We start from the raw sequence: 18,179 nt of genomic DNA, 5'->3' as shown, positions 1-18,179 counted from the left end.
GTGCGGCAAAGACAGGGAGGATCAGATGGATCTGGGAATTAGAGGAAAGCGCGCGCTGGTTTGTGCCAGCAGCAAAGGTCTGGGTCTGGGCTGTGCCGAGGCGCTTGCAGCGGCCGGCGTTGATCTGGTGATGAACGCGCGCGGGTCTGAGGCTTTGGAAGCCGAGGCCACGCGCCTGCGATCTGAACATGGGGTGGACGTGCAAACTGTCGCCTGCGATGTGACCTCGGTTGACGGGCAAGAACAGGTGATAAAAGTCGCGCAGGGTGTTGATATTCTTGTGACAAATGCCGGAGGCCCGCCCCCGGGTTTGTGGTCGGACTGGGATCGCGATGATTTCATCAAAGCGCTGGACTCCAACATGCTGACGCCAATTGCGTTCATGAAGGCTTTGTTGCCTGGGATGATGGACAAAGGCTGGGGCCGGGTGGTGAATATCACCTCGCAATCTGTGCGCGCACCGATCCCTGCGCTGGGTCTGTCGAATGCAGCCCGCACCGGATTGACAGGCTATGTTGCCGGAACTGCGCGTCAGGTCGCACCAAAAGGTGTGACGATCAACAACTTGCTGCCGGGCATTCATGCAACTGACCGGGCGGACTCATTGGATGGTGGTGTCGCCGCGCAAAAAGGAATTTCGATGGACGAGGCGCGCGCTGAACGCGCGGCAACTATCCCGGCGCGCCGGTATGGAACGCGTGAAGAGTTTGGCGCAGCCTGTGCCTTCCTGTGTTCGCAGAATGCCGGTTTCATTGTCGGGCAAAACATACTGCTGGACGGTGGTGCCACCAACCTGACGATGTGATCATGGCACAAAACTTCTCGCTTAAAGATCAACTGTTTAATGTCGAAAAGACCCGCTATTTGGCGGGGCTTTTCGCGGGCGCGGACCCGTCCTTTGATGCCGAGGCGTTTGAGGCACAGGTCATGTCACGCCTGCTGGATCTGGAGCTGAAAGAGAGGATGGCCTGGATCGCCGAATGTCTGCAACAGGCGGTGCCGGGCGACCTGCCTCAGATCGCACCTACGCTGCTGCGCGCCTTGCCGCCGCCTTTGGATCCCGGCAAAACGGATGATGATTTTGGTGATTTCATCTTTGCACCGCTGGGTGACTGGGTTGTTGCCGTGGGGATGGATCATCCGGAGCAGTCATTGGATGTGCTTGAGGAATTGACTCAGAGGTTTTCAATGGAATGGGCCATACGTCCGTTCCTCAACACCCATCAGGAACAGGTGCTGGCGCGGATGCAGGAGTGGTGCGCGCATGACAGCTATCACGTGCGCCGGCTGGTCAGCGAAGGCACAAGACCGCGTTTGCCCTGGGGGCAGGCGGTGGGGCTGGACCTGACCGATCCGCTGCCTCTATTGGATCGGCTGCATGCCGATGGGACGCGATATGTCACCCGTTCAGTGGCCAACCACCTGAACGACATCACCAAGAAAGACCCGGATCTGGTTTTGGACCGGTTGCAGGACTGGACTAGGAACGGAGAGCAGGATCAGGCCGAGATGGACTGGATGACCTCGCACACCTTGCGCGGGCTTGTGAAAGCAGGCCATCCGCGCGCCATGAAAATGCTGGGCTTCGACCCGGATGCGAAGGTTTCGGCCGATGTCACCATCAAGGGTGATGCCCGGATCGGCGGTGCGCTGGAATTCGATGTACTGCTGAGTGGTAACAGCGACCAACCTGTTTTGGTGGATTACATTGTTCATTTTCAAAGGCCTGGTGGTAAAACCTCTGCTAAAGTGCACAAGCTGAAACAGTCCGCTTTGGTAGATGGTGCTCTTACCCTGACCAAAAAGCACAAGCTTAAAGGTGATGCGACCACGTTCAAACTGATCCCCGGTGCGCACCGGCTTGAGATTCAGGTGAACGGCAAGCTGCGCGCGGGCGTTTATTTCGAACTGCTGGCATAACCCCTACACTCCCTCACGCTTTCGTCAGATTCTAAAGGCCCGGATTGCGCCAAGCCCCGCGCTGCATTAGCTGCTATGCAGCCATCAGACAGAAGGATAACCGCGATGAAGCATGAGTCAGTGCAGAATTACTATGGCGAAGTCTTGCAGGGCAGCTCGGACTTGCAGACAAACGCGTGTTGTACGCCTGATGACATGCCGGATCATGTCAAAAAGATACTGTCGAAAATTCATGATGAAGTTCTGACGCGCTACTATGGCTGCGGTCTGATCGCTCCGCACGACCTTGAGGGGATGAGCATTTTGGATCTCGGCTGTGGTGCGGGACGTGATGTTTATGCCTTGTCTGCAATGGTAGGCGAAAAGGGGCGCGTTGTCGGTGTGGACATGACGCCGGAGCAACTGGACATCGCGCGCGCGCATCAGGACTATCACGCGCAGGCCTTTGGGCATTCTGCCAGCAATGTAGAATTCCACCACGGCTATATCGAAAAGCTGGATGAGCTTGATCTGGAACCCGGTTCTTTTGACATCATCGTCTCGAACTGCGTGATCAATTTGGCCACCGATAAAGAAGCTGTTTTACGCGGTGCGCACCGGCTGCTGAAAGACGGGGGCGAGATGTATTTCTCGGACGTCTACGCCGACCGCCGAGTGCCTAAAGAAATGGCCGAGGATGAGGTTTTGTACGGCGAATGCCTGTCCGGCGCGTTGTATTGGAACGATTTTCTGTCGATGTCGCGCAAGGCGGGCTTTGGCGATCCGCGTCGGGTCACACACCGTCCGCTGACCATCGAAAACGCGGTGCTGGAAGAGCGCGTCGCGCCTCTCAAATTCTTGTCCGCCACCTACCGTCTGTTCAAGCTGCCCGAGTTGGAACCAGACTGCGAGGATTACGGTCAGGCCGTGATCTACAAGGGCACCATCCCGAACGCCCCGCATCTGTTCGAACTGGATGATCACCACGCGATCGAGGCAGGCAAGGTCTTTCCTGTCTGCGGGAACACTTGGATGATGTTGAAAGACACCCGTTTTGCCCGGCATTTCGACTTCATTGGCGATTTCTCGACCCATTACGGGATATTCGAAGGCTGCGGTGGTGAAAGCCCGTTTGAAGCAACGGGCGAGGCCCCATCCGGCGGCTGTTGCTGATCTCTTGCACCTGAGGAGCGGGGTTGTTATCCCCGCCTAAGCCCGATGGAATTGATCGGGAAAGGCAACGGGGCCCATCGGTGACAGAAAACGCTACTCCTCCTCGACTGGAAATCCGAAATCTGATCGCCCGGTATGAGGGGCGGGTCGTTGTGGATGACGTCTCGCTGACGGTGCGGGCGGGGCAGGTGACCTGTCTGCTTGGCCCGTCAGGTTGCGGCAAGTCGACAACCCTGCGCATGATCGCCGGGGTCGAGATGCAGGAATCCGGCGAGATCTATGTCGATGGCAAGCTGATCTGTGACACGGTGTTTCGTGTACCGCCCGAGCGGCGCGAAATAGGGCTGATGTTTCAGGACTTTGCCCTGTTTCCGCATCTCAGCGTTGCCGACAATGTGGCCTTTGGCCTGAAGGGGCATAGGGACGAAAAACGCGCCCGCGTCGAAGCGCTGCTGCACAAAGTCGACCTGATGCGTTTCGTCGATGACTACCCGCATCATCTGTCAGGTGGCGAGCAGCAACGTGTGGCACTGGCCCGCGCATTGGCCCCGCGTCCGCGGATCATGCTGATGGATGAACCTTTCTCGGGCCTCGACAACCGGTTGCGGGACGGCATTCGCGATGAAACGCTTGCGATCCTCAAGGAAGAGGACGCCGCAGTTGTTCTAGTCACGCATGAGCCGGAAGAAGCGATGCGCATGGCGGATGAAATCGCCCTGATGCGGCGGGGTAAAGTCGTGCAACAAGGCGCGCCCTACAACGTCTTTACCCGCCCGGCGGACAAGGCGGCGGTGGCGTTTTTTAGTGATATCAATGTTTTGCAATCCAAAGTGAATGGAGCCTTGGCCGAAACGCCATTCGGGCAATTTCTGGCACCCGGCGTTCCAGACAATACAGATGTCGAAATCGTATTCCGCCCGCAGCACGTGAGGCTGGACTTTGACCGAAACGGCAAGGGGCCGCTGCCGACACCGACCGACGGCGTTGCCGCGCGGGGCGTGGTCGAGCGGGCACGGTTTTTGGGCAACGAAAGCCTTGTTGAATTTCGGATGGACCATGATGGCTCGATCCTGAGGGCGACGGTGCCCAATGTCTTTGTTCCCAGCCCGGGACGGGTCATGTGGCTGACCATCCGCCGTGACAGGTGTTTCGTTTTCCCGGTTTAGGCTGGAAAGCCACAGTTTAGCGCCAAGTGGTGCGCGAAAGCATCAGATTGGACGCGTGCTTTGCTTGCCGCGACGCGGGGGCGGGTCTATCAAGGGCAAAACGCCGGGTGGATGGGGCTTATGCGTATACTTCTGACCAATGATGACGGGATCAATGCCCCGGGGCTGATCGCACTTGAGGCGATTGCCGCCGATCTGGCAGGCCCGGATGGCGAGGTTTGGGTCGTGGCACCTGCGTTCGAACAATCGGGTGTCGGCCACTGCATCAGCTATACCCACCCGATGATGGTCGCTAAGCTCGGCGAACGCCGCTATGCCGCCGAAGGCTCACCCGCTGACTGTGTGTTGGCCGGGCTGCACGACGTCATGAAAGACACGCCGCCCGATCTGGTGTTGTCCGGTGTGAACCGCGGCAACAACTCGGCCGAGAACACGCTGTATTCCGGCACGGTGGGTGGGGCGATGGAAGCTGCCCTGCAGGGTATTCCTGCGATTGCCTTGTCGCAGTATTTCGGACCGCGCAACCTGGGTCTGGATGATCCTTTTGAGGCTGCAACGTGTTACGGGGCCGACCTCGTGCGGCGAATTCTGAAAGCAACGCCTGAAGGGCAGGGCGATTACCGCCTGTTTTACAACGTGAATTTCCCACCTGTGCCGGCGGATGAGGTTCTGGGGACGCGCATCGCGCCGCAGGGTTTTCGCCGGGATACCAATTTCTCGGTTGAACCGCACAGCTCGCCCTCGGGTCGGCGGTTCCTGTGGATCAAGGGCGGTTATCAGCACAACCCGACCGCACCCGGCACGGATGCGGCAGTTAACCTTGGGGGCTACATCTCGGTCACACCGATGCGTGCGGACCTGACGGCCCATGATGTTCTGGAACAACTGAAGTCGATCGAATGAGCGGACTTGATCCAGAAACAACCATGCAATTCCTCTTCGCCCTGCGGTCGCGCGGAGTAACGGATGCGCGCGTTCTGGCTGCGATGGAACAGGTCGATCGGGGCCGTTTCGTCAAGGGTCTGTTCGCCGAGCGCGCTTATGAGGATACACCGCTGCCGATCGCCTGTGGCCAGACGATCAGCCAGCCTTCGGTAGTGGGGCTGATGACGCAGGCGCTGGATGTGCGCCCTCGTGACACAGTGCTGGAAGTTGGTACAGGCTCGGGCTATCAGGCCGCGGTTCTGTCCAAGCTGGCGCGCCGGGTCTATACGGTCGAACGTCATAAACGTCTGGTGCGCGAAACCGGCGAGCTGTTTCGAGAATTGGGAATGACCAATGTGACGGCGATGCTGTCGGATGGGTCGTTCGGTTTGTCGGAACAAGCCCCGTTTGATCGTATCATTGTGACCGCCGCCGCCGAGGACCCGCCCGGGCCGCTCTTGGCGCAGCTCAAAATCGGCGGTATCATGGTTTTGCCGGTGGGACAGTCGGATGCGGTTCAGACCCTGATCCGGGTCAGACGCACTGAGACCGGCCTGGACTATGATGAATTGTTGCCCGTTCGGTTCGTGCCCCTGCTAGAAGGGCTTGGCAAAGACGGAGCGTAAAGAAATATTTCGCGATAAGCGCTGGAACCCCGGACAACAGGGGCAGGCGGTGAGGACAGTAAAATGAGAGCAGTTTCCAAATCAGCAGTCGCAGCAGGTGTTGCGTCTTTGGCGTTCCTCGCGGGATGCGAAGGCCCCATAGATTATGACCTGCGTGGCAATGTCGGCGGGTTCTCCACGGCCGATGCGGCGCAGGCAGCCACTGCCAACCGGCCGGCACCGGATGCGCGTGGCGTGATCACCTATCCCAATTATCAAGTGGCCGTTGCGCGCCGGGGCGACACGGTTGGCGATGTCGCCGCCCGGGTCGGATTACCGGCAGCGGAAGTCGCGCGTTTTAACGGATTGCAAGCTGCGGACCAGCTGCGTGATGGCGAGGTGGTCGCCTTGCCCCGTACCGTCAGCGCGGCCAGCTCTGTCGATATCGCGACAATTGCAGGCACTGCGATTGACGCAGCTCCGGCGGATGGGTCGGTGCGCACATCGACGCTGGAACCGGCACAACCAACCGCCGCGCCTGCTCCGGCCCCTGCGCCGGCGGGACCCGAACCCATTCGCCACAAGGTCAAGCGCGGCGAAACCGCGTATACGATCGCGCGCCTGTATAACGTGCCGGTAGATGCCTTGGCCGAGTGGAACGGGCTGGGGTCGGACTTTACCGTGCGTGAAGGACAGTTTCTGCTGATTCCTATCAAGAACCAGCCTGCGCCCCGTCAGGAGGCGGCCGCCGTGACAACAGTCCCTGCGACTACGATCACCCAACCTGGGCAGGGATCGCCGACACCGACGCCACCCAGCGCGACGCAACCTCTGCCGGATGAAGTCATCAAGCCCGCCGAGCCCGCGCCAGACGTGACCGCCGAAGCACCCACAACGCAAAGCAATTCTGCGCTTGGCCTGCCGGTCACAGGAACGATCATCCGCACCTATAAAAAGGGCTCGAACGAAGGCATCGACATTGCGGCCTCGCCGGGTAGCCCGGTTAACGCTGCCGCTGCGGGTACTGTTGCCGCAATCACGGCGGACGCGGATCAAGTGCCGATCATTGTGGTAAAGCACAACAGCGACCTGCTGACCGTCTACGCGAATGTCGAAAACATCACTGTGAAAAAGGGTGCTCGCGTCAAGCGCGGCCAAAAGATCGCCTCCTTGCGCGGCGGCGACAATGCCTACGTCCATTTCGAGGTGCGTAAAGGGTTCGAATCTGTCGATCCGGAACCCTATCTGCGGTGAGGGTTATGGCCCCGAGCGGGATGTGCCTTCTGCCAGAGTATTCGAGAGAAGACGAGACCTGTCAGGCGTGCGGGTCATAATCGCTAAGGCTCTTGCCGGGCTCGTCTGCGAAGACCTCGGGCAGGGGCAAGATTGTTTCGATCAGGTCTATGCGAAAAACACGGAACCCCTGACGTAACTCGCACCATGCCGTCAGGGTCCAGACGCGCCCCCAGTATTCCATGTGCAGCGGGCGTATGACCCGATCAGTCAGAACGCCGTCGATCCGACGGTAAGACAGACGGAGTTTCTGGCGGGATTTGATGGCGGCGCGGATCGGGGCCATATGCGCCAGCCCACGCGCCGCATCGGCAAAGGGATAGACTGCAAATTTCCAACTGTCAGCCTCGGCCACGACCTGCGTGGGCAACACGGCGTCGATCTTGTCGGCCAGCGACGTGGCTGCGGCCTTGAGGTCGGGGTCTGCGGCTTCGGCTACGATGGCCATACCGAGGTTCAACGCCTCAAGCTCGGCAGGGGTCAGATTCAGCGGGGGCAGGGTGATCTGCTCACGCACCATGTAGCCCACACCGCGTTCGCCCTCGACGGGGATGCCCGAGGCAACCAGCGTATCCATGTCGCGATAGATGGTGCGAACCGACACCTCAAGCCGGTCCGCGATGTCCTGCGCACGGTGAAGTTTACCGTCGCGCAGGATCTGGATGATATCGAACAGCCGGTCAGAGCGGCGCATGGGATGTCCTGTGTGTCATGACGCTCCGATGGTCCAATGGATTGCATCGTGGCGCATGGTGACCGTGTCCGGCGCGATTGCGGCCATCACCGCAGGAGCGAAATCCTGCTTTGGAAAGGCTGCGGCGGCGGATTGAGCGCAATCCATGTTGGCCCAGATGACTGTGTCGGTCCAAAGCCCATCATCCCCTGCGCTGAGGCGTCGAAAGACAAAGCCGTCCGCGTTCCGAACAAAGGATTCAGTGCCTTTCATGATGTTCACGAAATCCTCCTTTGTTACATCGGCCGCGAGTTTGAAGGTTACGGTTTCTGCGATTTGTGTCACGTCATGCTCCTGTTTTGATGAGACAGGGCCGTTGTACGTGTTTACAACTGACATAAACCTGTCAGTTGAGAAATGCGAGTCCTCAAAAATCGCGTGATCCGTTCATTTTGGGGCACAGAACCGGGCCGACACGCTTTTGCGATGGACCGCCCGCGCGTAAACACGGTGCCAGATCACATTCCCGGCGCGCTTGCGCTGACTTCAAAGGAGAAGAGACATGCTTAACAATATCGGACTTCCCGGTCTTCTGCTGATTGCCGTTGTGGTGCTGGTGCTGTTTGGCCGCGGCAAAATCAGCTCGCTTATGGGCGAAGTGGGCAAAGGCATCACCTCGTTCAAGAAGGGCGTCAAAGAAGGTGCGGACGAGCTGGAGCAGGACGCGTCCGAGGTGGCAAAAGACGTCACGCCCGAGACAGACAAAGACAAGGTCTAAGCGCAGATGTTTGATCTGGGCTGGACCGAGCTTCTGGTCATCGGCGTTGTTGCCCTGATCGTTGTGGGGCCAAAGGATCTGCCGGTGTTGTTCCGCAATGTCGGCCGCTGGGTTGGCAAGGCCCGTGGCATGGCGCGCGAGTTCAGCAGCGCCATGAACGAGGCGGCGGATCAGGCGGGCGTGAACGAGATCAAGAAGGGTCTGAATGCGGCCACCAATCCTGTGAACACCGCCATGGACGGTGTCAAAGAAGCCGCACAGGAAATGGCCAAGAGCATGGACCCGACCAAGTTCGACCCCGACAGCGAGACAGGCAAGCTGGCTGCAGAACGTGCCGAGCAGGCCAAGAAGATTCAGGCCTCGACCGCACGTGCCGCGGCCGAGCGTAAGGCCAAAGAAGCTGCGGATGCGCTAGCCAAGGCTGAAGAGGCCGAAGCCGCGCTGAATACTGAAAGCAAGACATGAGCAATACCGACGAGATCGAAGACAGCTCGGCCCCATTGATCGAGCATCTGGCAGAACTGCGCACGCGGTTGATTCACTGCGTCGTGGCGTTCCTGATCGGGATGATAATCTGTTTCACGGTCGCTACGCCGCTGTTTAACTTCCTGACGAATCCCTTGTGTCAGGTACTTGCTGATCGCGGACAGGATTGTGGGCTGATCTTCATCTCACCGCAGGAAGGTTTCTTCGTCGCCATCAAGGTCTCGCTGCTGGGCGGCTTCATACTGGCATTCCCCTATATCGGGATGCAGATGTGGCGGTTCGTGGCACCAGGCCTGTACCGGACAGAAAAGAATGCGTTCCTGCCGTTCATGCTGGCGTCGCCGTTCATGTTCCTGCTGGGGGCAAGCTTTGCGTTTTACGTGGTCACGCCACTAGCTTACGACTTTTTCCTGGGTTTCCAGCAGTTCGGAGCGGAAGGCGAGGCAGTGGTTGACGGCACGGTCACAGCGCCGCTGAGCGTGGTCTTCCAGGGCTCGGCACAGGAATACCTGAACCTGACGATCAAGTTCATCGTGGCCTTTGGGCTGTGTTTCCAGCTGCCGGTTCTATTGACCCTGATGGGCAAAGCCGGGTTGGTAACTGCCGAAGGTCTGGGGGGCGTGCGTAAATACGCTGTGGTTGCCATTCTGGTTCTGGCCGCGCTGGTGACACCGCCTGACGTGATCACGCAGGTCATCCTGTTCGTGGTCGTCTATGGGCTGTACGAGGTTTCGATCTTCCTGGTCGCACGTGTTGAGAAGAAGCGCGAGGAACAACTGCGCGCCGATGGATACTATGACGACGAAGAAGAAGCGGATGAAGAGATCATTCAGGAAGAAGAAGGCAAGTAATCCTGATGATCGGTAACAATCAGGCGCGCCCGTTGGGGCGCGCCTTTTTTGTACGCGGCTCTTGTTGCGCCCGGCGGAACATGGTTTGAAACCCGCAAAACCGACCGGAGGCGCCCATGAACGACCAAGCCCTGAACCGTATCGCTGACGCCTTGGAACGCATGGCACCGGCCCCATTGGCCGCGCCCGACTTCGAAGCTGCCCCGGCTTTTGTCTGGCAAGTCGAGCCGGACCGGCTGGAGCCGGTCAAACAGGTCAACCGTGTCGATCTGGACCTGTTAGTGGGCATTAATCGTTCACGTGATACGCTGCTGGACAACACGCGCCGCTTTGCGGCCGGATACAAGGCCAACAACGCGCTGTTGTGGGGTGCACGGGGCATGGGTAAATCCAGCCTCGTCAAAGCCGTCCACGGTACGTTGCAGGCGGAATTTCCTGACCTCAAACTGGTCGAACTTCAGCGTGAAGACATGGGCTCGGTCGCGCGTCTTCTTAACCACCTACGGGCAGCGCCACACCGGTTCATCCTGTTCTGCGATGACCTGTCGTTCAGCCACGATGACCAGCATTACAAGTCGCTCAAGGCGGTGCTGGACGGAGGCATCGAGGGCCGTCCCGAAAACGTTGTTTTCTACGCGACGTCGAACCGCCGTCACCTGATGCCGCGGGACATGATCGAAAACGAACGCTCCAGCGCGATCAATCCGTCAGAGGCAGTCGAGGAAAAAGTCTCGCTCTCCGACCGGTTCGGCCTGTGGCTGGGCTTCCACCCCTGCGATCAAGATGAATATCTTGCGATGATCGATCGGTATTGCTCGGCTCATGGTGTATCCGTAGACGCCGATATCCTGCGCGCCGAGGCCATCGAATGGCAAGCCACCCGGGGCGGACGTTCGGGTCGCGTGGCGTGGCAGTTCTTTGTAGATCTGGCGGGTCGCAACGGCGTACATATCGCGTAGTCCGCCCGCTTCATCTGGCCAAAACATTTCCTCGCCGGAGGCATGGCCCAAGGGGCCATTCCTACAACAATGCCAAAATTCTGGCCGCCTCATCCGTAGGACTAGTCAACACATCGCGGTCTTCGCCGGGGTGGAACCGAGCGCGCACAGCCGTGGGCATTGGCGCGGGTTCCACGATGGACACGCGCGGACCTGTACGTTCTGTCTCTACCGCCCAGCTGCGGGCAAGCGCCAGTTGCGCGGCTTTGGTTGCGCCATAGATGCCATAGAACTTCTCACCCGCCTTGGGATCGTCAAAAAACACCGCATGGCCGCTGTCGCCCAACAGGGGCGCGATATACGGGATCAGAACCGACGTGGCTGTTGCGTTGATGTTGACCGCCTTCGTCCATTCCTTGGGGTCCACGAAATGCACAGGCGTCAGGGCCGAGGTGTGGACTGCAGTGTGCATCCACAGATCAACTTTGCCCCATCGGTCATGGATTCCCCGGCACAGGGTCGCCATGGCATTCGGGTCCGCGATGTCCATCGGCGCAAGCGTGGCCGCGCCACCTTTGGCCTTGATCCGGTCATCCAGCTCTTCCAACCCACCAGTGGTGCGGGCGACGGCGACGATGTGATACTCGGGTGCCAGAGCTTCGGCCAGGGCAGCACCCAATCCGCGCGAAGCCCCGGTGATGAGGGCAATTTTAGTCTGATCGGTCATAAGGGCGGTTTGAACCCATGCGTGCAGGGCGTCAAGGCAGATTAACTTCCGGGGATGACGATCCGCTTGGTCTGGCCGCTTTGTCGCAGCATGACGCCTTCGTCATCAATGGCAATCACAGTGCCCGACGACACCCGGCTGCCGGGCTTGACCTCTTTGACCCGGCCTGACGACAGGCGCACCAACGCACGCATGTCAGCTTTTGGACCAAAGACGCCCAGCACAGAGACTGAGTTCTTCTTTAGCGCGCCCGTCTGTGTGGCCGCGTTTTTGACGTTGGCGTTTGACATAATTTTCGGCCTGGCCACGTTGGCCTGACCCCTTGTTTTTTGAGTGGTTCGGCAAATGCGCTATCAAACGAAAGACAGGAACTAAAGAGGCGGGGATTGCGCGATAGCGCGGCTGAATAGCTGCGTCGCCGAAGTTCCTGCAATTGCAGTTTCTTCATCGAAAAGTTGTGCGCGAAAACCAACCGATCAGGCGTGGCCCATACGTGAAAAGGCCCGCATCGCAATTGCGAAACGGGCCATCACTGCAATCTGATTCGGGGGCGTATTCTTAGCCGGACGCCAATTTGGCCGCATTCCAGGACCCGCCGGGCACCTGCATGTCCTGCTTTTTCTTGCTGACCCGGCTGCTGTTTTCGAGGCTGTCCAGATAGTCTTCGCTGACGCTGCCGGTGATGTAGTTTCCGTCAAAGCACGAGCAATCGAAGGATTCGATATCCGGGTTACCTTCCTTGGCGGACCAAATCAGGTCATCGAGATCCTGATAGAACAGGGCGTCTGCGCCCAGCTCCTGCCGGATATCCTCAATGTTCTTACCGTTTGCGATCAACTCATGTTTGGTGGGCATGTCGATGCCGTAGACGTTGGGGAATTTCACCGGTGGCGAGGCGCTGGCGATGAAAACCTTCTTGGCCCCGGCTTCGCGGCACATCTGAACGATTTTTTTGATCGTGTTGCCGCGCACGATGGAATCGTCGATCAGCAATACGTTATGGCCTTTGAACTCCAACGGAACGGCGTTCAGCTTGCGGCGTACGGATTTCTGACGCTCTTCCTGACCGGGCATGATGAATGTGCGGCCTACATAGCGGTTCTTGACCAGACCCTCACGGTAAGGAATGCCCGTGGCTTTCGCGACCTCAAGCGCCACTGGGCGTGCGCTATCGGGTACCGGGATGATGCGGTCGATCTCTAGGCCTGCAGCCTCAATCTGGCGCGCCAGCGTCTGACCCATACGCATCTGGGTTTTGTAGACCGAAACACCATCCAACAGCGAATCCGGACGGGCCAGGTAGACATACTCAAAGATACAAGGGGTCAGCTGACCATCGACTGCCTGGAACGTGTGCATGTTGCCGTCAAGGTCGATCAGGATGGCCTCACCCGGTTTCACATCACGCAGCTTTTCAAAACCATTAATGCCGAATGCCACGTCTTCGGAGGCAAAAGCATAATCGTCGCCGTCCCCATCTACATCGCGCTTGGCGACCGACAGGGGGCGAATGCCGTAGGGATCGCGGAACGCCAGCATGCCAACGCCGGCCACCAGACAGATCACTGAATAGGCACCCTGAACGCGTTCCATCGTCATCTTCACACCGGCAAAGATGTTGCGGATCGGTTCGGCGTTGCCATTGACCTTGATCGCGTCGGCCACTTTGTCCGCCAGAACATTCAGCATAATCTCGGAATCCGACGTGGTGCGCAGGTGGCGGCTGTATTTGGCGGTAACTTTCTCGCGCTGCTCGGCGGTGTTGGTGATGTTGCCGTTATGGACCAGATAGATGCCATAGGGCGCGTTGACGAAAAACGGCTGCGCCTCAGCCGCGCTGAGCGATCCGGCCGTAGGATAGCGCACATGCCCCATACCGACCTGTCCCAGCAGGGTCTCGGCGTCACTGGCGTTAAAGACGTCCTTGACCAACCCGTTGGCTTTCTTCTCACGGAAGAACTCACCGGTATAGGTCACGATCCCCGAGGCATCCTGACCCCGGTGCTGCAACATCAGCAGCCCGTCATAGATTTCCGCAAAGACATCATGTGTCCTGCTTGCGATCCCTAAAATGCCACACATATACGGGCTCCAATTTCCATGACGTGTTTATGTTGATTAGGTGTGCGGGTCGGGCCGTCTGGACAGCGGTATCTGTACGCATTGTCGCCCGGCCGATTGGCGGCGCAAACACGCCAGCGTCGCAAGGGCAAGCGCGTAAGAAAACAGATACAGCAAGATCGGCAGCTCCGATTCCATGTCAGTTCGCCACTCACATAATGCCTAAGCGCGCCTGTGTCATCAAAGGATCACATTCGCGATTTGACGCATGCGGATTTTGTCAAAAACAACATGAAAAGGTGACAGGGACCGCAGGCATGTGGTGTCATGGTCGACATAGTGAGTTTTCGGCAATGATAAAGGTTCGATCGGATACCCGCCATGTGGCAGCACAAACAAGGAAACAAAAAAGAAGAACCGGTAAAGCGCCGGTGTCACCGATGCAGGGGTATGGGGCGGGCACCTTGCCAGATCTGTAACGGATCGGGTGAAGTCATCAAAAGTCGCGACATTCACGGAAAGCCGATTTTTAATCGCTGCGACGGTTGTTTCGGTTTGAAGACGATCAGATGCACGGTTTGTGCAGGCGAAGGGTTTGTGTGACCGTAGGTGGAACAACTCAGCTTCCCGACCTAAGGACCGTTGTGCGGGACAAAGCCGACAATGCCGGTTTGGATACGAACCTCTGCTATTCATCCCAATACAAATAAGCCCACACCCTTGACCAAGCGCCCTACCACATTTAGGCAAAATTAATCTGCCCGCCGGGACGACCCGGCCAGGAACGGCGCTTAGTCAGGACGACCTGATAAAACTGAGGTCGAAGATGACAACCAAACACAAAAATGCAAAGAAACTAATCGAGGGTCGACCCGCCCTAATCGTGATCGACATTCAGAAGAGCACGTTCATTGATAACAGCGCAATCCGCTCAATCGACAATATGCCGGGTTATAAGGAACGAATGCTCGCTGCGCGCGATTTGGTTGATGCCGCACATCAAAGCAATGTGCCCGTCATTTTCATTCAGGAAGTTCATCGTGCCGACCAGATCGACTTCGGCCGGGAGCTGGATGGCGATGAGGACATACACTGTCTCGAAGGTGATCCACGGACAGAGGTTGCCAAAGAAGAGATGGGATATCGCACTGGTGACTATTTAGTACCGAAGCGGCGTTATTCTGCGTTTTTTGGAACCGATTTCGAAATTCTGCTACGCGGCCTGAAGGTAGATACTTTGATACTATGCGGAGGCCTGACCGATGTTTGTGTGCACTACACGTTCGTTGATGGCCACCAATCAGACTACTTCTGCCGTGTTGTGGAGGACTGCGTCGGCGGGTCATCCTTCAAAGCCCATGAAGCTGCGCTCAGCGCAATGGAGTATTTGCAAACCGGCGCGGTTCAGAACCGTGAAACGGTGATCAACGCGATCTCTTTGCTCTGATACGCAAACGGCTCCTTCACGTCTGTTTCGCATTGCCTAATGCCCAAACCAGCAATTCGAAATGTGTCGAATGCTGGCAGGATTGGGCTCACCGCAGATGTTCTTCGCGGTGCGTCTTCGTCCCGCAACACCTAAAAAAAGCCCGGCTGATGCCGGGCTTTATTATTCTGACGTCTGATTTATTTTGACGTCTGTTTATTCGGTAGTCGAGGGGGCTGTCAGATCCTCGGCGGGTGCGGAACCTTCCGCGCAGCTGGCGACCAGTTCTTCATATTGGCGGGTGACCCAGCCAAGAGCCGCTTCGGGGTTCTGTTCTTCGATCTTGTCGCTGAACTGCTCGAACACCTTGGCCGAACGGCTTTCGTCAACGATCGTATAGGACTGACCCGTCATGACCGTGTCATAGACAAAGAACGCGATGGCAACCAACAGGATGCCGCGGGCGATGCCGAAGAAGAAACCGAGTGCCTGATCCAGACCGCCCAAAGCAGATCGCTGGACGATCGACGAAAACAGGGGCGTAAAGATGCTGACAATAATAAGTGCAACTGCGAATACCGCAGCAAAGCCCGTGATGACGGACAATTCGCAGCTGTCGCGCAGGAAATCCCCAACAACCGGAATCTCTTTGACCAGTGGCACGGCTTGGGGCGCGAAAATAAAGGCCAGCACTGCGGCTGCGACCCAGCCTGCGATGGCCAGAACCTCACGTAAGAAGCCGCGCGAATAGGCAAGAATGCCTGAAACGACGACGATCAGGGCAACGACCCCGTCAATTATTGTAAAACCTTCCATGGCCCTCGCCTGTTTTTTTCTGCCCCTCAGGGGGCGACTTTAACCTGCTCCGAAGGTTTCGCCAACAAACCCAACCAAATCAGAGGGTCGGGTGAGTGTCAGACCTGCCACAGTACCGGTTTTGCCGCCCGCCGGAGCGATTGCCGATGTGAAACCAAGTTTTTGGGCTTCTTTCAACCTGTTTTCGGTCTGTGGGGCCGGTCTAAGTGCGCCAGATAACGAGATTTCTCCAAAAACAACGGTATCTGCGGGCAGGGCTGTGTCTTCTCGGGCACTCAGCAGGGCTGCTGCAACGGCCAGATCTGCGGCGGGTTCACCGATTTTCAATCCGCCTGCGACATTGAGGTACACATCGAGACCTGCAAAAGGGATGCCGCAGCGTGCTTCGAGCACGGCGAGGATCATTGCCAACCTTCCACTGTCCCAACCGACAACGGTCCGGCGTGGTTGTGAATGTGGAGACGGGGCCACAAGCGCTTGTAATTCAACCAAAACGGGGCGTGTGCCTTCGATCCCGGCAAATACGGCTGACCCAGGGCTTGGTTTGCCGCGCTCGGACAGAAACAAGGCCGAAGGGTTTGTGACCTGTGCAAGTCCTTTGCCCGTCATCTCGAACACGCCGATCTCATCCGCAGGACCAAAGCGGTTCTTGACCGCCCGCAGGATGCGGAACTGATGGCCGCGCTCACCTTCGAAATAGAGCACCGTGTCGACCATGTGTTCGACAACGCGGGGACCTGCAATTTGGCCTTCTTTGGTGACGTGGCCGACCATGATGATTGAAACACCGTGTCGTTTCGCAAACGTGGTCAATTCATGTGCTGCGGCCCGTACTTGTGACACCGAGCCCGGCGCGCTGTCCACATTGTCGGCCCACATTGTCTGAATCGAGTCGATGATGGCCAGACCGGGTTTCTCAGCCTCAAGCGTCGTCAGAATGTTCCGCAGGTTGGTTTCGGCGGCCAGTTGAACCGGTGCGTCCTCTAAACCCAGACGGCGCGCGCGCATGCGCACCTGAGCGCTGGCTTCTTCGCCAGATACGTAGATGGTCTTGACGCCCGCACGCGCAAACCGCGCTGCGGCCTGTAACAGCAGCGTCGATTTGCCAATACCTGGATCGCCCCCAACCAGCAGGGCCGAGGCCGGGACAAGACCGCCACCCAAAACGCGGTCCAGCTCTTCTACACCGCACAAGGTGCGCGGCGGCGGTGTTTCCTCGGTCGACAGGTCCGTGAGTGTAATGGACTGGCCACGTTTGCCGCCGAGGGATTTCTTTGCAGGGCCAGCCGAAAGAGGCACGTCTTGCGTGATTGTGTTCCATTCACCGCAGCCGTCGCACCGCCCGGACCACCGGGAATGCGTTGCGCCACAGGCCGAGCAGGAGAAAGTTGTCTTTGCCATTCGGCCTTGGTGCCCGAGCGCGGGCGGTTCTTCAAGCCCTTGCAGGGCTTTCATCTCTACCGGTGGCGCGCCGCGTCCTCAGGCCCGATGGGCCATCGTTCCCGGCGGGCGCTGTCGCGCCTATTCGGCGGCGCGGGGCGGCGACATTGCTATGACGCTCGATTTCTTGGGATCGCGGTCGTCCACGGGCGATTGAAGCTGTGCCGACAATTCGGGCAGCAGTTCAAACAGTTCGTCCCGCAAACGTGCCAGCTGCGATTTAGCAATGGATTCTTCCATCTCGATATCGTGGGTCCATTGGCGCAGCTCGTGCTGGATGACCTGCGCTTCTTCGATCCGCTTCTGGAACGTTTCAATCTCTTCCTGACGTTGCTGCAGGAACGTGCGGGCACGGCTGACGCGGGCATCGCCATAGGTTTCCGCCAGCTCTTGGCTGATATGGCTCATCTGTGCGGCCAGCTCCAGGATTTCGGGTTCGAGTGATTGCAGGTCGGGGTGGTGGCGCAGGAAGGCCATCCTTTCCTTAACTGCGTCGAATTCTGAGGACAGCAGAAACGTTTCGCCGCGATCCGCTGAATGGGCCAATTGGTAAGCCTGAGCCACGTCATACATGTTCAATGAGAACTTACGATGTGACGTTTCAAGCGCCATCATCCGGGCATTAGCGGGCAGATAGAACGCCAGCATGAGAATCAGCACGGTCAGGCCGATCTGGATATACATGCCCGCGTCCATGGCCGGATCGTTGCCGAAACCGGCCTGCATGGACAGCCAGGGCAGAACCCCCAAGGCGGACAAAAGACAGGCACCGATCAGGAACAATGCCGCAGTGCAAATGAGGAAAAAAGTCAGTCGTAAAAAGGCATTCTGAAATTGCAATGTAATGTTGTGGAGGGCAGTCATCTTAGACGAACTCCTTTTGAAACCGGAACACACCAGCCCAAAGCGGGGAACATCTAACA

General features: G+C 58.1%; 21 protein-coding genes. 12 read left to right on the top strand and 9 right to left on the bottom strand.

Features of this window, described 5'->3' with window-relative positions; genetic code table 11:
* The first annotated feature begins 25 nt into the window (after window positions 1-25).
* From AC2FIB_RS17850 to AC2FIB_RS17820, 7 genes are all read left to right on the top strand, one after another.
* Complete coding sequence (locus AC2FIB_RS17850) at window positions 26-805, top strand: SDR family oxidoreductase (protein WP_496733496.1); 780 nt, start codon at window positions 26-28, stop codon at window positions 803-805.
* Window positions 806-807: 2 nt separating this feature from the next.
* Window positions 808-1,920 carry a YhaZ family DNA alkylation repair protein gene (locus tag AC2FIB_RS17845; protein ID WP_496733495.1) on the top strand — a complete coding sequence of 371 codons (1,113 nt, stop codon included), beginning with the start codon at window positions 808-810 and terminating at the stop codon, window positions 1,918-1,920.
* A 105-nt stretch (window positions 1,921-2,025) separates the two neighbouring features.
* Entirely contained in the window at window positions 2,026-3,072 is a 1,047-nt protein-coding gene (locus AC2FIB_RS17840; RefSeq protein WP_496842537.1) for a methyltransferase domain-containing protein, read from the top strand.
* A gap of 80 nt (window positions 3,073-3,152) precedes the next feature.
* Window positions 3,153-4,238: an ABC transporter ATP-binding protein gene (locus AC2FIB_RS17835; RefSeq protein WP_496842535.1), complete on the top strand. Its 1,086-nt coding sequence runs from the start codon at window positions 3,153-3,155 to the stop codon at window positions 4,236-4,238.
* Between the two features lie 120 nt (window positions 4,239-4,358).
* Window positions 4,359-5,141, top strand: a complete 783-nt coding sequence (gene surE / locus AC2FIB_RS17830) for a 5'/3'-nucleotidase SurE (RefSeq protein ID WP_496733491.1) — start codon at window positions 4,359-4,361, stop codon at window positions 5,139-5,141.
* A complete protein-coding gene (locus AC2FIB_RS17825; RefSeq protein ID WP_058271826.1) occupies window positions 5,138-5,788 on the top strand; it encodes a protein-L-isoaspartate(D-aspartate) O-methyltransferase in 651 nt (216 codons plus the stop codon). Before surE ends, AC2FIB_RS17825 begins: the two co-directional genes overlap by 4 nt.
* 63 nt (window positions 5,789-5,851) lie before the next feature.
* Complete coding sequence (locus AC2FIB_RS17820) at window positions 5,852-7,021, top strand: LysM peptidoglycan-binding domain-containing M23 family metallopeptidase (RefSeq protein WP_109311749.1); 1,170 nt, start codon at window positions 5,852-5,854, stop codon at window positions 7,019-7,021.
* A gap of 61 nt (window positions 7,022-7,082) precedes the next feature.
* Here the strand turns inward: AC2FIB_RS17820 and AC2FIB_RS17815 are convergent, their stop codons facing one another.
* Window positions 7,083-7,754 carry a helix-turn-helix transcriptional regulator gene (locus tag AC2FIB_RS17815; protein ID WP_282118278.1) on the bottom strand — a complete coding sequence of 224 codons (672 nt, stop codon included), beginning with the start codon at window positions 7,752-7,754 and terminating at the stop codon, window positions 7,083-7,085.
* A 15-nt stretch (window positions 7,755-7,769) separates the two neighbouring features.
* Window positions 7,770-8,078, bottom strand: coding sequence for a hypothetical protein (locus tag AC2FIB_RS17810; protein ID WP_282118279.1), 309 nt, complete (start codon window positions 8,076-8,078; stop codon window positions 7,770-7,772).
* A 217-nt stretch (window positions 8,079-8,295) separates the two neighbouring features.
* Between AC2FIB_RS17810 and AC2FIB_RS17805 the strand changes: the two genes are divergently transcribed.
* The 4 genes from AC2FIB_RS17805 (at window position 8,296) to AC2FIB_RS17790 (ending at window position 10,807) form a co-directional block, all read left to right on the top strand.
* The gene (locus tag AC2FIB_RS17805) at window positions 8,296-8,511 is read left to right on the top strand and encodes a twin-arginine translocase TatA/TatE family subunit (protein ID WP_058271822.1); all 216 of its coding nucleotides are present in this window, start codon (window positions 8,296-8,298) and stop codon (window positions 8,509-8,511) included.
* Window positions 8,512-8,517: 6 nt separating this feature from the next.
* On the top strand, window positions 8,518-8,976 hold the full coding sequence (gene tatB / locus AC2FIB_RS17800) for a Sec-independent protein translocase protein TatB (protein WP_058271821.1): 459 nt from the start codon (window positions 8,518-8,520) through the stop codon (window positions 8,974-8,976).
* Complete coding sequence (tatC, locus tag AC2FIB_RS17795) at window positions 8,973-9,848, top strand: twin-arginine translocase subunit TatC (protein WP_058278110.1); 876 nt, start codon at window positions 8,973-8,975, stop codon at window positions 9,846-9,848. Before tatB ends, tatC begins: the two co-directional genes overlap by 4 nt.
* Window positions 9,849-9,964: 116 nt before the next feature.
* Entirely contained in the window at window positions 9,965-10,807 is an 843-nt protein-coding gene (locus AC2FIB_RS17790; protein WP_496733487.1) for an ATP-binding protein, read from the top strand.
* 61 nt (window positions 10,808-10,868) lie between these two features.
* Here the strand turns inward: AC2FIB_RS17790 and AC2FIB_RS17785 are convergent, their stop codons facing one another.
* The 4 genes from AC2FIB_RS17785 to AC2FIB_RS17770 form a co-directional block, all read right to left on the bottom strand.
* Window positions 10,869-11,513: an SDR family NAD(P)-dependent oxidoreductase gene (locus AC2FIB_RS17785; RefSeq protein ID WP_496733485.1), complete on the bottom strand. Its 645-nt coding sequence runs from the start codon at window positions 11,511-11,513 to the stop codon at window positions 10,869-10,871.
* Between the two features lie 41 nt (window positions 11,514-11,554).
* On the bottom strand, window positions 11,555-11,803 hold the full coding sequence (locus tag AC2FIB_RS17780; protein WP_058271935.1) for a hypothetical protein: 249 nt from the start codon (window positions 11,801-11,803) through the stop codon (window positions 11,555-11,557).
* A gap of 268 nt (window positions 11,804-12,071) precedes the next feature.
* Window positions 12,072-13,595 (bottom strand): amidophosphoribosyltransferase, encoded by a 1,524-nt coding sequence (gene purF, locus AC2FIB_RS17775; protein ID WP_496733484.1) that lies wholly within the window; start codon window positions 13,593-13,595, stop codon window positions 12,072-12,074.
* A gap of 36 nt (window positions 13,596-13,631) precedes the next feature.
* Window positions 13,632-13,772, bottom strand: a complete 141-nt coding sequence (locus AC2FIB_RS17770; RefSeq protein ID WP_160116486.1) for a hypothetical protein — start codon at window positions 13,770-13,772, stop codon at window positions 13,632-13,634.
* 628 nt (window positions 13,773-14,400) lie between these two features.
* Between AC2FIB_RS17770 and AC2FIB_RS17765 the strand changes: the two genes are divergently transcribed.
* On the top strand, window positions 14,401-15,021 hold the full coding sequence (locus AC2FIB_RS17765) for a cysteine hydrolase family protein (RefSeq protein ID WP_496733482.1): 621 nt from the start codon (window positions 14,401-14,403) through the stop codon (window positions 15,019-15,021).
* A 195-nt stretch (window positions 15,022-15,216) separates the two neighbouring features.
* Here the strand turns inward: AC2FIB_RS17765 and AC2FIB_RS17760 are convergent, their stop codons facing one another.
* From AC2FIB_RS17760 to AC2FIB_RS17750, 3 genes are all read right to left on the bottom strand, one after another.
* Complete coding sequence (locus AC2FIB_RS17760; RefSeq protein WP_282168183.1) at window positions 15,217-15,816, bottom strand: CvpA family protein; 600 nt, start codon at window positions 15,814-15,816, stop codon at window positions 15,217-15,219.
* Between the two features lie 39 nt (window positions 15,817-15,855).
* The gene (gene radA / locus AC2FIB_RS17755; protein ID WP_058271934.1) at window positions 15,856-17,217 is read right to left on the bottom strand and encodes a DNA repair protein RadA; all 1,362 of its coding nucleotides are present in this window, start codon (window positions 17,215-17,217) and stop codon (window positions 15,856-15,858) included.
* 120 nt (window positions 17,218-17,337) lie between these two features.
* Window positions 17,338-18,120, bottom strand: coding sequence for a DNA repair protein (locus tag AC2FIB_RS17750; RefSeq protein ID WP_496733480.1), 783 nt, complete (start codon window positions 18,118-18,120; stop codon window positions 17,338-17,340).
* Window positions 18,121-18,179: the final 59 nt, after the last annotated feature.

The organism is Ruegeria sp. YTSA072 (assembly GCF_059610285.1).
The sequence above is the reverse complement of the archived record's forward strand: the minus strand, read 5'-3'. Positions and strand labels throughout refer to the sequence as shown.

What these genes read in the sequence shown, in the direction of transcription:
- AC2FIB_RS17850 (WP_496733496.1), top strand. Translation starts at nt 26, where the DNA reads ATGGATCTGGGAATTAGAGGAAAGCGCGCGCTGGTTTGTGCCAGCAGC.
- AC2FIB_RS17845 (WP_496733495.1), top strand. Translation starts at nt 808, where the DNA reads ATGGCACAAAACTTCTCGCTTAAAGATCAACTGTTTAATGTCGAAAAG.
- AC2FIB_RS17840 (WP_496842537.1), top strand. Translation starts at nt 2,026, where the DNA reads ATGAAGCATGAGTCAGTGCAGAATTACTATGGCGAAGTCTTGCAGGGC.
- surE (WP_496733491.1), top strand. Translation starts at nt 4,359, where the DNA reads ATGCGTATACTTCTGACCAATGATGACGGGATCAATGCCCCGGGGCTG.
- AC2FIB_RS17825 (WP_058271826.1), top strand. Translation starts at nt 5,138, where the DNA reads ATGAGCGGACTTGATCCAGAAACAACCATGCAATTCCTCTTCGCCCTG.
- AC2FIB_RS17820 (WP_109311749.1), top strand. Translation starts at nt 5,852, where the DNA reads ATGAGAGCAGTTTCCAAATCAGCAGTCGCAGCAGGTGTTGCGTCTTTG.
- AC2FIB_RS17815 (WP_282118278.1), bottom strand. Translation starts at nt 7,754, where the DNA reads ATGCGCCGCTCTGACCGGCTGTTCGATATCATCCAGATCCTGCGCGAC.
- AC2FIB_RS17805 (WP_058271822.1), top strand. Translation starts at nt 8,296, where the DNA reads ATGCTTAACAATATCGGACTTCCCGGTCTTCTGCTGATTGCCGTTGTG.
- tatB (WP_058271821.1), top strand. Translation starts at nt 8,518, where the DNA reads ATGTTTGATCTGGGCTGGACCGAGCTTCTGGTCATCGGCGTTGTTGCC.
- tatC (WP_058278110.1), top strand. Translation starts at nt 8,973, where the DNA reads ATGAGCAATACCGACGAGATCGAAGACAGCTCGGCCCCATTGATCGAG.
- AC2FIB_RS17790 (WP_496733487.1), top strand. Translation starts at nt 9,965, where the DNA reads ATGAACGACCAAGCCCTGAACCGTATCGCTGACGCCTTGGAACGCATG.
- AC2FIB_RS17785 (WP_496733485.1), bottom strand. Translation starts at nt 11,513, where the DNA reads ATGACCGATCAGACTAAAATTGCCCTCATCACCGGGGCTTCGCGCGGA.
- AC2FIB_RS17780 (WP_058271935.1), bottom strand. Translation starts at nt 11,803, where the DNA reads ATGTCAAACGCCAACGTCAAAAACGCGGCCACACAGACGGGCGCGCTA.
- purF (WP_496733484.1), bottom strand. Translation starts at nt 13,595, where the DNA reads ATGTGTGGCATTTTAGGGATCGCAAGCAGGACACATGATGTCTTTGCG.
- AC2FIB_RS17770 (WP_160116486.1), bottom strand. Translation starts at nt 13,772, where the DNA reads ATGGAATCGGAGCTGCCGATCTTGCTGTATCTGTTTTCTTACGCGCTT.
- AC2FIB_RS17765 (WP_496733482.1), top strand. Translation starts at nt 14,401, where the DNA reads ATGACAACCAAACACAAAAATGCAAAGAAACTAATCGAGGGTCGACCC.
- AC2FIB_RS17760 (WP_282168183.1), bottom strand. Translation starts at nt 15,816, where the DNA reads ATGGAAGGTTTTACAATAATTGACGGGGTCGTTGCCCTGATCGTCGTC.
- radA (WP_058271934.1), bottom strand. Translation starts at nt 17,217, where the DNA reads ATGGCAAAGACAACTTTCTCCTGCTCGGCCTGTGGCGCAACGCATTCC.
- AC2FIB_RS17750 (WP_496733480.1), bottom strand. Translation starts at nt 18,120, where the DNA reads ATGACTGCCCTCCACAACATTACATTGCAATTTCAGAATGCCTTTTTA.